The organism is Thermomonospora echinospora (assembly GCF_900108175.1).
Classification (GTDB): Bacteria; Actinomycetota; Actinomycetes; order Streptosporangiales; family Streptosporangiaceae; genus Thermomonospora; species Thermomonospora echinospora.
The window spans coordinates 75929-87699 of sequence record NZ_FNVO01000020.1 but is presented as its reverse complement, the minus strand read 5'-3'; the positions used below and the strand labels follow the sequence as shown (position 1 = coordinate 87699).

Genomic DNA, 11771 nt, shown 5'->3' with positions numbered 1-11771 from the left:
GGGTAGGGGCGGGTCAGGTGATGACGCGGTGGTGGGTGGTCAACCGCCCCTGGTCGTCCAGGATGTGGAAGGCCACGGCGGGAGGGGCCAGGTGGTCGAGCGGGTCGCCGCGTTCCCAGGCCAGGCGCACGGTCGAGGCGACGGCGGGCGCCACGAGACAGGGGCGTCCGGCGAACGTCGTGGCCGCCGCGGTGTGGGCGTGCCCGCACAGCACGGCCACGACCTGGGGATGCCGGGCGATGACGTCGGCCAGCCGCCGCTCGTCGAACTGGCGTATCTCATCGACGTAAGGCGCGTGCAGGACCACGGGCGGGTGGTGGAAACAGACGAACGCGGGGACGCCGGGCTCTTCGGCGAGCACGGAGTCGAGCCAGTGGAGCGTCTCGTCGGTGAGGCGGCCGTCGTCGTGGCCGGGGATGGTGGAGTCGCACAGCGCGAAGACGGCCTTGGCGGGCGAGCCCACCCGGTGCACCCGGTTGATCGGGGCGTCCGGGCCGGTTCCGCCGTCCTCGCCGAGCAGGACCCGCCGGTAGGCGGCGCGTGCGTCGTGGTTGCCGGGGCAGGTGAGCACCGGATACGGGCAGGCCAGGGCCTTGCGGGCCTGCTCGTACTCGGCGGGCAGGCCGTGGTCGGCGATGTCGCCGGTGACCAGCACCGCGTCGAGCGGGGCGGACAGCGAGGTCAGATGCCGCAGCACCGCCTCGGCCCGGCGGGCGCGCGCCACGCCGCCGTCCAGGTGAAGGTCGCTGAGCTGAGCGAAAACGAGCACGGACGGGCTCCTTCCGGTCTTCCTCGCACCGACCTTAGGGAGGAACCGGTCCACGATTAAGATCCAGTCGCATGCCGAAAGACTGGTCCGGTTCCGGGCTCGACCTTCATCTGGAACTCGATCCGGCGGCCGGTCGCCGGGCGGGTCTGGAACGCGCGCTGCGGGACGCGATCCGCACGGGCCGGCTGGGGCCGGGCACCGTGCTGCCCTCCACCCGGGCGCTGGCCCGCGAGCTGGGGATGGCCCGCGGCACGGTCAGCGCCGCCTACGACCAGCTCGTCGCCGAGGGCTACCTGATCAGCCGGCCGGGATCGGGCACGTCCGTCGCGGAGGTGCCCGACGCCGCACCCGGCGCGTCCGCGGCCGAGACCGGCACCGACCCGCCCCGGTACGACCTGAGGCCGGGACGCCCCGACCTGACCACCTTCCCGGCGGCGGCGTGGCTGCGCGCCACCCGCCGGGTGCTGGCCGCCATGCCCGCGGGGGCGCACGCGCTGGGCGACCCTCGCGGACGCGTCGAGCTGCGCACCGCACTGGCCGGCTATCTGGGGCGTGCCCGCGGGGTGCTGGCCGCGCCGGACCGGATCGTGATCACCAACGGGTACGCCCAAGCGCTCAACCTGCTCGCCCAGGTCCTCATCGAGTCCGGCGTCACGGCGATCGCCATGGAGGAACCGGGCCATCCGTACTACCGCGCCATCGTCCAGCGCACCGGGCTGAACGTGCTGCCCCTCCCCGTGGACCACCTGGGCGCTCGTACCGATCTGCTCACCGGCGAGGGCTTCGGTCAGGCCGGTGCGGTGGTGGTCACCCCGGCCCACCAGTACCCCACCGGCGTGATCCTGCATCCGCGCCGCCGCCACGAGCTGACCGTCTGGGCCCGTACCACCGGGGGCCTGATCGTCGAGGACGACTACGACGGCGAGTTCCGCTACGACCGCCGGCCCGTGGGCGCCGTGCAGGGCATGGCGCCCGAGCACGTCGTCCACGTCGGCACCGCGTCCAAGGTGCTGGCTCCGGCGGTGCGGCTGGCCTGGACGGTCCTGCCCGGACGCCTGGTCGAGCGGGTCGCGGAGGCCAAGCTCTACGCCGACGCGCAGACCGAGTCGCTCGGCCAGCTGATCCTCGCGGACCTGATCGCCGGTCATGGCTACGACCGGCACGTGCGCGCCGGTCGGCTGCGCTACCGGCGCCGCCGCGACCTGCTGGTCTCCCGGCTGCGGCAGCGGGCGCCGCACGTCCGGGTCGACGGCGTCGCGGCCGGGCTGCACGCGCTGGTCGGGCTGCCGCCGGCCGGCCCCGGCGAACAGGACGTACTGGAGCGGGCGGCGGCGCACCGCCTGGCCCTGCAACCCCTCGCTGACCACTGGCTCCGGCCCGGCGACCACCCCCAGGGATTCGTCGTCGGCTACAGCACCCCGCCCGAAGCGGACTACCCGGCGGCGCTGGACGCTCTGTGCGCGGCGCTCGGCGGGGCCAGGTTCACGCACGCGCCGCGCCGTTAGCCCCGGGCGAGTGGACCGCGGCGGCAGTGCCCGGTGGACCCGGTCCGCGTGTGCCGCGGTGAGCAGGCGATCGCGGCGACAGGTCCCGCCGGCGGCCGGGTCAGGCCAGGCAGCGCAGCGCGGTGCGCAGCACGGACGGCAGCGGGTGGCCGGCCGGGAGGCGGGCGGTGGTGGCGTCGACGAACTCGGCCTTGGACAGCTCGGCGCCGTGCTCGCCGAGCCGCACGCGGTATCCGCCGCCGCTCTCCTGGACCCGCACCGGCGTGTCCTTCTCGCTGAGGGCGAAGAGCCCGACGCGGGCCCGCCAGTCCGCGCGTCCCGGCGCCTCCGCCTCGGTCACCGGCACGCCGACGTCATCGGCGTGCGTGGCGTACTCCGAGCCGTAGTGGAAGGTCTGCAGGCCCACCGGATAGAGCCCGGCCATGGTGGGGATCGTCGCGTCGGGCCCCCGCTCGCGCATGCGCCGCCGGGTGTCGCCGCTCTTGCTCCGCCACTCCTCCAGCACCTCCGCCACCGGCAGGTCCCGGCGGGTGGTGACGCACCAGTCGTTGAAGGCGGCGAGATCGGCGACGCCCTCCTCCTCCAGGGTGGCGAACAGCCCCGGCAGGTCGTCGTCCAGGCAGGCGTGGTTGTAGAGCTCCTCCCCGGCGAGATGGGCCAGCACGTCGCGCACGGACCAGCCCGCGCACCGCGACGACCGGTTCCACTCCTCCTCGGTGAGCCCACTGAAGTACGCGTCCAGCCGGGCCGCCTCGGCATCGAAGAGGTCGAACGGGTCGAGGTCTGCCAGCGGTTTGACGTCCATCACCTCAATCTACGCCGCCCCGCTCGGACGTCCCGTGGCTTTACAGCCGCCCCTCGGGCTTCTCGGGGATGGTCGCCTTGATGGAGTCGCCCAGCTCGATCAGCACGTCGCCGGCCGGCTCGTACTTGGCCGGGACCGTCACCTCGACATAGGCCTGCCGGCCGACCGCGGTGTAGGTCACCGGGCGGTCGGCGGGATACGGGAACCAGTTGATCCCGTTGATGGTGACCAACGCGGCGTCGGGCCGCATGGCGGCCGGTCGTGGCACGCCGCACCGCAGCGCGATGGCCGGTGAACCCCAGGCGGCGGTCAGCGGCGACTCCGGGGAGGTCTCGCGCCTCTCCTGGCCGTGCACCCGCTCCGGCAGCCGCAGCCCCGCGCACAACCGCGCCGTCACCGCGTCCGGGCTCGGCGGCGGCACCTTCACCGCGCCTTCCCCGCAACCGCCCAGCAAGAGCGCCGGCAGCAGCGCCGACGCGACCGCCCGGACGGCCGGCAGCGCCCGCCCGCGGCGCCTAGATGTGGACGATGGGACAGGTGAGCGTACGGGTGATCCCCTCCACCGTCTGGATCTGCGCGACGACGAGCTTGCCCAGCTCGTCCACATTGCGCGCCTCCGCTCGCACGATGACGTCGTACGGCCCCGTCACGTCCTCCGCCTGGGTCACTCCGGTGATCCCCGAGATCTCGTGAGCGACGTCCGCCGCCCTGCCTACCTCGGTCTGGATGAGGATGTAGGCCTGCACCATCACGTCCTCCCCGGGCGGAGAAAAAGCCGTCGGACTGGTCACCGTATCGTGTATCCCGCACGGCGGGGGAGGCGCCCCCGCAAAACTTACGGCCCGGCCGGGTCCCGGCAGGCAGAGGCGACGACGGGTGGATGAACGGGTGCCCACGACCATCGGGGAACTGGGCGAGTTCGCCCTCATCGAGCGGCTGACCGCACGGCTGCCGCAGGGGCCGGCGGTCCGGCTGGGCCCCGGCGACGACGCCGCCGTGATCGCCGCCCCCGACGGGCGGGTGGTGGCCACCTCCGACCTTCTGGTGGAGGGCCGTCACTTCCGCCGCGACTGGTCCGGCCCGTACGAGATCGGGCGCAAGGCCGCCGCGCAGAACCTCGCCGACGTGGCGGCGATGGGCGCCCGGCCGACCGCGCTGCTGCTGGGGCTGGCCGCGCCCCCCGAGACCGAGGTCGCGTGGGTGCTGCGGCTGGCCGACGGGCTGCGCGAGGAGTGCGCGCCGGCCGGAGCCTCGGTGGCGGGCGGCGATGTGGTGCGGGCCCCGCAGATCACGCTGGCGGTGACCGCGCTCGGCGACCTGGCGGGCGGGCCGCCGCTGACCCGCGCCGGCGCGCGCCCCGGCGACGTGGTGGCGGTGCGCGGGCGGCTCGGGTTCGCCGCGGCCGGGCTGCGACTGCTGGCCGAGGGACGCGACGGGCCCGCCGAACTGCTGGACGCCCACCGCCGGCCCCGCCCGCCCTACGAGGCGGGCCCGCAGGCGCGCGAACTCGGCGCGACCGCGCTGGTGGACGTCAGCGACGGTCTCGTGCAGGACCTGGGCCACATCGCGGTGGCGAGCGGCACACGGATCGAACTCGACGGCGACGCCCTGCCGGTGCCGCCGGTGCTCGGCCCGGCCGGGCTGCACCACGTGCTCACCGGCGGGGACGACCACGCCTTCGCCGGGACGTTCCCCCCGGACGTCCGGCTCCCGGGCACCTGGACCGTCATCGGCAGAGTCGCGGAGGCGGCGCCGGGCACGGGGGACGTCGTGGTGGACGGGCGCCCGTACACCGCCGGAGGCTGGGACCACTTCCGCTCCTGATTTCCTGACCTTCTGATTTCCGGTGTGCGGTCCCGTTCCGGCGGTGTCCGGTACGGCCGGGAAGATCACGGTGCGGGATTATCGCTCCTGTGGGCGTGCTTGGTCGCCCTTTGATATACCTTCCTGTGACCGAAGAGGACGGGATGGGACGACACACCAAGCTGCCCGAGGGCGACGAGGCCCTCGACGAAGAGCTTCCGCAGGAACGTCCGCGGCGTAACTGGGTCAGGACCCTCGTCTCGATGCCGCTGTTGCCGATGGTCGCGCTGGTGATCGCCATCGGGGTCGTCTCCTACGCCTGGGGCACCTCCCAGATCTCCCTGAACTTCTCCGGCGGGCCGCCGCAGCGCCAGGCCCAGGCCGACTCCCAGGACAGCCGGATCGACGACGGGCAGGTCCCCGGCGACCGGGTCGCCGGCGGGCGGGCCGGGGTGCTGGTCTCCTTCCGCGCCACCCGGCGGCTGCCGGACGGCTTCGCCGGCACGGTCACCATCGCCAACCGTACCGACCAGCCGGTCAACGGCTGGCTGCTGGGCTTCAAGTTCCCCGACGCCCGGGTGCTGACCCTCGACAACGGGGCCGTGGTCAAGAAGGGCCAGGTCACCTGGGTGCGCAACCCGTCCGCCACGCCGTCCATCGAGCCCGGCGCCTCCGTCCGGATGACCTTCACCGCCAGCGGCACCGCCTCGCGCCCCTCGGCCTGCAAGTTCAACAAGGCCGACTGCACGCTGATCTGACCCGCTCGTCCAGGCGGCCCGCGGACCCCCGGGGCTAGGGTGGGCCGCATGAATCACACCCCCGCCGCCGCCCCCGCCAGGGTGCTCACCGTCGCCGGTTCCGACTCTGGGGGAGGGGCCGGCATCCAGGCCGACCTCAAGACGATGCTCGCCCTCGGCGTGCACGGCATGAGCGTCATCACGGCGGTCACCGCGCAGAACTCCCTCGGCGTGCAGGGCTACTGGGAACTGCCGCCGGAGGCGGTGCGGGCCCAACTGGACTCGGTGCTGTCCGACATCGGGGCGCAGGCGGTCAAGACCGGAATGCTGGCCTCACCCGTCCTGGTGGAGATCGTGGCTGAGATGTTGGCGGGGCTGGAGGCGCCCGTGGTCGTCGATCCGGTCGGCGTCTCCAAGCACGGCGACCCGCTGCTGGCCCCCGAGGCGGTGCACGCGGTGCGCACCGCCCTGCTGCCCGCCGCGACCGTGGCGACCCCCAACCTGTGGGAGGTCGAGCAGCTCACCGGGGTCAAGGTGGTGGACGAGGCGGGGATGCGCGAGGCCGCCGAGGCGGTCAAGGCGCTCGGTCCCCGCTGGGCGCTGATCAAGGGCGGCCACCTGCCCGGCGAGCCCGCCGACCTGCTGTTCGACGGCGAGCGCGAGTACCGCTTCAGCGCCCCCCGGCACGACAACCGGCACACCCATGGGACGGGCTGCACGCTGGCCTCGGCCATCGCCTCGCACCTGGCGCTGGGCGAGGACGTGCCCACCGCGGTTCGGCTGGCCAAGGAGTACGTCACCGGGGCCATCGCGGCCGGCTTCCCCCTCGGCGCCGGCATCGGCCCGGTCGACCACGGCTGGCACCTGCGCGGCTGAGGTACCCGCCCGGGGCATGCTCCGGGTAAAGCCGCAGGTAAAGCTATGGGCAAGAAGGCCGGTTCCGTTTGCCTATTTAGGTAAAGCCAAAACATCCTTCATGCATGGCCCGAAACCCGATGGGCCAGTGGAGGTAATACCCATGCCGATCCAGGAGCCCTACCGGCAGCTGGAGGAGCTCGCCGGACGGCTGAGCCGTGAAGGACTGTGCGCCCGGCTGGACGAGCCGCTCGACAGGCCGCCGACCCTGCACGTGATCAATCCCGACATGCCGGTGGCGGAGGAGCACGTGATCGTGGAGAGCGTCAGCGACGAGGCCTGGTTCTGGTGGGCGTGGGCCGAGCGGATCGCGCCGGCCCACGACATCGACACCGCGATCACCGGCATCCGCCGCGTACTCGGCGACGCGGCCTGACCCGCCTGTCGCCAGGCCCGGATCCCCGCAGGACGGAACCCGGGCCACCACCTGCCCGGCGGCGTCCCGGCCGGCCTGTCCCATCCTCCAAGCCAGGCCGGGGCGCCGCCGCCTCATGCGGCACCTATCGCCTCATGCGGCACCTATCGCCTCATGCGGCACCTATCGCCTCATGCGGCACCTATCGCCTCATGCGGCACCTGCCGTTTTATGTGGGATCTGCCGCCGCACCCGGGACCTACCGCGCATAGGACCTGCTGCCTCGTGCGGCATCTGCCGCCGTGCACGGGACCTACTGCCGCCTACGGGGCCTACTCGATCCCGATGAGCAGCGGGTACCGCTGCTGGCCTCCCTCGTAGGTCACCAGCTCGACGTCCGGCCTGGTCTCCCGCAGATGCTCCTCCAGCAGCCCGGCCAGCCCCGCGGGCGCGGTGGCCCCCGGGATCAGCGTGACCAGCTCGCCGCCGCCCCACAGCATCCGGTCCAGCACCTCGCGGGCGACTCCGGCCAGGTCGGTGCCGATCACCGCGACGTCCCCCTCGACCAGCCCGAGCACGTCACCGGCCCGGCAGATGCCGACGCTGGTGAAGCCCTCGCCCTCGGCGATCTGCAGATGGCCGAACCGGGTCGCCCCGGCCGCCCGGGTCATCGCGATCACGTCCTCGTCGAACCGGCGCAGCGGATCGTGCACCGCCAGCGCCGCCAGCCCCTGCACCGAGGCCCGGGTCGGCAGCACCGCGATCCGCACCCCGCTGTCGCGGGCCCGCTCGGCCGCCGCCTCGGCCAGCGCCAGCACCTCGGGCTCGTTCGGCAGCACCGCCACCTCGTCGCCGGCCGCCAGCACCGCCTCCACCAGCACCGCGATCGGCGGCACCCGGCCCGGCTCGCGCCGCACCACCCGCGCCCCGGCGCTCTCGAACAGCGCGGCCAGCCCGTCGGCGGCGGTGACCGCCACCACCCCGCGGCCGGTGCACGGCGCCTGCGGCCCCTCGGCGGCGTGCAGGTACGTCACCCGGATCCGGTACGCCCGCCCCGCCGCCAGGCCCGCCTCGATCGCCGCGCCCGCGTCATCGACGTGCACGTGCACGTTCCATAGGCCGTCCCCGCCGACCACCACCAGGGAGTCGCCGAGCCCGTCCAGGGTCCGGCGCAACCGGGAGATCGCCTCGTCCGGAGCCTCCAGCAGGTACATCACCTCATAGCCGGGGCCCCGCTCCCTGGCCTCGTCGCGCACGCTGGGCGGATGGTCGGGGACGGGCACCTCGTAGCGTTCGGGGAACTCGTCGGTGATGACCGCCGCCAGCGTGTCCAGCACCACGCACAACCCGGCGGCGCCCGCGTCCACCACCCCGTTGCGGGCCAGCACGTCCAGCTGACCGGGGGTGCGCCGCAGCGCCCGATGCGCCGCGTCCGCGGCCGAACGCGCCACCTGCCGCAGCGTCGGCCCGCCGCCGGACGCCGGGCCGGGCTCGGCCGCGGCGGACGCGGCCTCCAGCACACTGAGGATGGTGCCCTCGACGGGATGCTCCACGGCGGTACGGGCGAGCACCGAGGCGTACCCCAGGGCCTCCCACAGCACGTCCCCGGACACCTCGCCGGGCGCGGAGGCCGCCACCGGGCCGACGATCTCCGCCAGCCCACGCAGCACCTGGCTGAGGATCACCCCGGAGTTGCCCCGCGCCCCCAGCAGCGCCCCCTGGGACAGCGCCCGCCACACCCGCGCGCTGTCGGCGCCGTCCGGCAGTTCCTCGACCGCCTCAGCCGCCGCGAGCATGGTCAGGTGCAGGTTGGTGCCGGTGTCCCCGTCCGGGACGGGGAAGACGTTCAGCGCGTCGATCTCGGCGCGGGTACGCCCCAGGGCCTCGGAGGCGAGCCTGCACCACCGCCGTACCGCCGCCGCGTCCAGGACCTCGCCCACACCCACTCCTCCTGTCGTGCCGAGAGCGTACTGTCCGGTCCGCCCGGCGGCGGAGGGAGCGTGCCCGCGGCGACTCGCGATAGCCTTCACCGAAGGGACTGATTCGCGCACCCGAGCGAGGGTCGGCTACCCTGGCTGAGCGCGCCCGTCAGGGGCGCCATCGGCGAGCGCTCGATCCGGGCGCCCACAGAGCATCGACATCACTTGGAGTTTCCCGTGGCTTCCGTTTGCGACGTCTGCGGCAAGGGACCCGGTTTCGGCATGCGCGTCTCCCACTCGCACCGCCGCACCCCGCGCCGCTGGAACCCGAACATCCAGCGTGTGCGCGCCGTGGTCAACGGGACGACCAAGCGCATCAACGCCTGCACCTCGTGCATCAAGGCCGGCAAGGTCACCCGCCCGACCGTCTGAGCGGTCCACCGGTTTTCCGACCAGGCCCACCGGCGCCCGCCGGTGGGCCTCGTCGTGCGCGGCCGCCGACCCGATCGGCGGTCCCCGGCCGGGCGCACCGGTATGCGCTGGTGGACCCGGCCGTGTGCCTGCGGCCTTCGGCCGTGCGGTGCGTGCCCGTCGGTGGCGCGCGGTAGAAAGTAGAGCGTGGCGAAACTCGACGAGCCGTTGCGCAACCTGCTGGGCGACAAGACGGCCAAGGTGCTCGCGAGCGGCCTGGACCTGCACACGGCCGGGGATCTACTGCACCACTACCCGCGGCGTTACGCCCAGCGCGGCGAGCTGACCGACCTGGCCGGTCTGGCCGACGGCGAGCACGTCACCGTCATGGCCGAGGTGACCAAGGTCCAGGGCCGTACCATCACCCGGGCCCCCGGCTACCTGCTGGAGGTCACCGTCACCGACGGCCATGGCGAGCTGAAGCTCACCTTCTTCGGCCGCAAGGGCTCCTACCGGGCTGAAAAGGAGCTGTCGCCGGGTACCCGCGGCCTGTTCTCCGGCAAGGTCACCAGCTACCGGCCGCGCGGCGGCCGGGTGCAGCGGCAGCTCACCCATCCGGAGTTCCGCCCGATCGCCGCCGACCGGTCGGCAGGCCGGTCCGCCGAGGAGGCGGCCCGGGAGTTCGCCGAGGAGATCATCCCGATCTACCCGGCCACCAAGGGCCTGGAGTCCTGGAAGATCGAGGACTGCGTCGAGATCGTGCTGAACCAGCTCGACCTCGGCCCCGACCCGATGCCGGAGCTGACCGTCAAACGGCACGGCTTCATCGGCCTCAAGGAGGCCCTGTGGGGTATCCACAGGCCCCGTGACTGGGCCGAGCTGGAGCGCGCCCGCCGCCGCCTGAAGTGGGACGAGGCGTTCGTGCTGCAGATCGCCCTGGCCCAGCGGCGGCTGGCGGCCGCCACGCTGCCCGCCAAGGCCCGCCCACGTGTCGAGGGCGGCCTGCTGGACGCCTTCGACGCCGCCCTGCCCTTCACCCTCACCCAGGGCCAGCGCGACGTCGGCGAGGAGATCGCCGAGGACCTGTCCCTCGAACACCCCATGCACCGCCTGCTGCAGGGCGACGTCGGGGCGGGCAAGACCATGGTCGCGTTGCGGGCGATGCTGCAGGTCGTCGACGGCGGGGGGCAGGCCGCCCTGCTGGCCCCCACCGAGGTGCTCGCCCAGCAGCACTACCGCTCGATCACCGGGATGCTGGGGCCGCTCGCCCAGGCCGGCCAAATCGGCGGCGCCGACCACGCCACCCGGATCGTGCTGCTCACCGGCTCCCAGGGCGCCAAGGCCCGGCGGGAGGCGCTGCTGGAGGCAGCCTCCGGCGCGGCGGGCATCGTGGTCGGCACCCACGCCCTGCTGCAGGAGCACGTGCAGTTCGCCGACCTGGGCCTGGTCGTGGTGGACGAGCAGCACCGCTTCGGCGTCGAGCAGCGCGACGCCCTGCGCGAGAAGGTCGGCACCGGCCGCCCCCACGTGCTGGTGATGACCGCCACCCCGATCCCGCGCACGGTGGCGATGACGGTGTTCGGCGACCTGGAGACCTCCACCCTGGCGCAGTTGCCCAGCGGGCGCGCGGAGATCCGGACCCATGTGGTGCCGCCCGAACGGCCCAACTTCCTGGCCCGCACCTGGGAACGCATCCGCGAGGAGGCCGCCAAGGGCCGCCAGACCTACATCGTGTGCCCCCGCATCGGCGCCCAGGAGGGCGACGAGGAGGGCGCCCCGGTGTTCGGCGACCCCGGCGACCCCGGCGAGGAGGAGGGCCGCCGCCGCGCGCCGTTGGCCGTCCTGGACCTGCTGCCCCGGCTGGAGGACGAGCTGCTCGGCGGCCTGCGCATCGGGGTACTGCACGGCAAGCTGCACCCCGACGACAAGGACGCGGTGATGCGCCGCTTCGCCGCCGGGGAGCTGGACGTCCTGCTGGCCACCACGGTCATCGAGGTGGGGGTGGACGTGCCCAACGCCACGGTCATGGTGATCATGGACGCCGACCGGTTCGGGGTCTCCCAGCTGCACCAGCTGCGCGGCCGGGTCGGCCGGGGCTCGCTGCCCGGGCTGTGCCTGCTGGTCACCGACGCCGAGGCGGGCAGCAAGGCCCGGGAGCGCCTGGACGCGGTCGCCTCCACCACCGACGGCTTCGCGCTGTCCCGGCTGGATCTGGAGCAGCGCCGCGAGGGCGACGTCCTCGGCGCCGCCCAGGCCGGCCGCGCCTCCAGCCTGCGGCTGCTGACCCTGCTGAAGGACGAGGACCTGATCCGCGGCGCCCGCGAGGAGGCCACCGTCCTGGTGGACGCCGACCCCGAGCTGGAGGGCTGCCCCGGCCTGGCCGCCGAGCTGGCGAGTCTGCTCGACGAGGAACGCGCCGGCTTCCTGGAGAAGGCCTAGGACGGGCCACGGACACGCGGCATGGTCCGGCGGCCGGCGAAACAAGGCTCACGACGAGCCAGGGAACGCGACGCGGACCGGCCGCCGGCGAAGCGAGTGACACTTCGAGGGAA

Annotated in this window: 12 protein-coding genes; 7 read left to right on the top strand and 5 right to left on the bottom strand. The window is 73.8% G+C overall.

Annotated elements, in window-relative coordinates:
- Positions 1-13: 13 nt before the first annotated feature.
- Positions 14-769: a metallophosphoesterase gene (locus C4U03_RS31670; RefSeq protein ID WP_103943126.1), complete on the bottom strand. Its 756-nt coding sequence runs from the start codon at positions 767-769 to the stop codon at positions 14-16.
- Positions 770-840: 71 nt separating this feature from the next.
- On the opposite strand from C4U03_RS31670, the gene pdxR reads away from it, so the two are divergent.
- Complete coding sequence (gene pdxR / locus C4U03_RS31665; protein ID WP_103943124.1) at positions 841-2274, top strand: MocR-like pyridoxine biosynthesis transcription factor PdxR; 1434 nt, start codon at positions 841-843, stop codon at positions 2272-2274.
- 100 nt (positions 2275-2374) lie between these two features.
- On the opposite strand, the gene C4U03_RS31660 is transcribed toward pdxR, so the two are convergent.
- The 3 genes from C4U03_RS31660 to C4U03_RS31650 form a co-directional block, all read right to left on the bottom strand.
- Positions 2375-3079: a maleylpyruvate isomerase family mycothiol-dependent enzyme gene (locus C4U03_RS31660; protein WP_103943121.1), complete on the bottom strand. Its 705-nt coding sequence runs from the start codon at positions 3077-3079 to the stop codon at positions 2375-2377.
- Positions 3080-3119: 40 nt separating this feature from the next.
- Positions 3120-3533 carry a DUF3515 domain-containing protein gene (locus tag C4U03_RS31655; RefSeq protein WP_327374044.1) on the bottom strand — a complete coding sequence of 138 codons (414 nt, stop codon included), beginning with the start codon at positions 3531-3533 and terminating at the stop codon, positions 3120-3122.
- Between the two features lie 61 nt (positions 3534-3594).
- Positions 3595-3828, bottom strand: coding sequence for an Lrp/AsnC family transcriptional regulator (locus tag C4U03_RS31650; RefSeq protein ID WP_103943116.1), 234 nt, complete (start codon positions 3826-3828; stop codon positions 3595-3597).
- A gap of 139 nt (positions 3829-3967) precedes the next feature.
- Here C4U03_RS31650 and C4U03_RS31645 point away from each other — a divergent pair, with 139 nt between their 5' ends.
- The 4 genes from C4U03_RS31645 to C4U03_RS31630 all read left to right on the top strand — a co-directional run bounded on the left by C4U03_RS31645 (position 3968) and on the right by C4U03_RS31630 (position 6910).
- Positions 3968-4903, top strand: a complete 936-nt coding sequence (locus C4U03_RS31645; RefSeq protein WP_103943114.1) for a thiamine-phosphate kinase — start codon at positions 3968-3970, stop codon at positions 4901-4903.
- A gap of 143 nt (positions 4904-5046) precedes the next feature.
- The gene (locus C4U03_RS31640; RefSeq protein WP_103943112.1) at positions 5047-5640 is read left to right on the top strand and encodes a cellulose binding domain-containing protein; all 594 of its coding nucleotides are present in this window, start codon (positions 5047-5049) and stop codon (positions 5638-5640) included.
- A gap of 48 nt (positions 5641-5688) precedes the next feature.
- On the top strand, positions 5689-6495 hold the full coding sequence (gene thiD / locus C4U03_RS31635) for a bifunctional hydroxymethylpyrimidine kinase/phosphomethylpyrimidine kinase (protein ID WP_103943110.1): 807 nt from the start codon (positions 5689-5691) through the stop codon (positions 6493-6495).
- 142 nt (positions 6496-6637) lie between these two features.
- Positions 6638-6910, top strand: coding sequence for a hypothetical protein (locus C4U03_RS31630; RefSeq protein ID WP_235018269.1), 273 nt, complete (start codon positions 6638-6640; stop codon positions 6908-6910).
- Between the two features lie 311 nt (positions 6911-7221).
- Here the strand turns inward: C4U03_RS31630 and C4U03_RS31625 are convergent, their stop codons facing one another.
- A complete protein-coding gene (locus C4U03_RS31625) occupies positions 7222-8829 on the bottom strand; it encodes a DAK2 domain-containing protein (protein ID WP_103943108.1) in 1608 nt (535 codons plus the stop codon).
- 216 nt (positions 8830-9045) lie between these two features.
- On the opposite strand from C4U03_RS31625, the gene rpmB reads away from it, so the two are divergent.
- Positions 9046-9240 (top strand): 50S ribosomal protein L28, encoded by a 195-nt coding sequence (gene rpmB, locus C4U03_RS31620; RefSeq protein ID WP_103943106.1) that lies wholly within the window; start codon positions 9046-9048, stop codon positions 9238-9240.
- A 186-nt stretch (positions 9241-9426) separates the two neighbouring features.
- On the top strand, positions 9427-11658 hold the full coding sequence (gene recG / locus C4U03_RS31615) for an ATP-dependent DNA helicase RecG (protein ID WP_103943104.1): 2232 nt from the start codon (positions 9427-9429) through the stop codon (positions 11656-11658).
- The last annotated feature ends 113 nt before the right edge of the window (positions 11659-11771 follow it).

Bases quoted from the DNA above. Each gene is read 5' to 3' on its own strand.
- C4U03_RS31650 (WP_103943116.1), bottom strand. From the start codon at position 3,828: ATGGTGCAGGCCTACATCCTCATCCAGACCGAGGTAGGCAGGGCGGCG.
- pdxR (WP_103943124.1), top strand. From the start codon at position 841: ATGCCGAAAGACTGGTCCGGTTCCGGGCTCGACCTTCATCTGGAACTC.
- C4U03_RS31630 (WP_235018269.1), top strand. From the start codon at position 6,638: ATGCCGATCCAGGAGCCCTACCGGCAGCTGGAGGAGCTCGCCGGACGG.
- C4U03_RS31660 (WP_103943121.1), bottom strand. From the start codon at position 3,079: ATGGACGTCAAACCGCTGGCAGACCTCGACCCGTTCGACCTCTTCGAT.
- thiD (WP_103943110.1), top strand. From the start codon at position 5,689: ATGAATCACACCCCCGCCGCCGCCCCCGCCAGGGTGCTCACCGTCGCC.
- C4U03_RS31640 (WP_103943112.1), top strand. From the start codon at position 5,047: ATGGGACGACACACCAAGCTGCCCGAGGGCGACGAGGCCCTCGACGAA.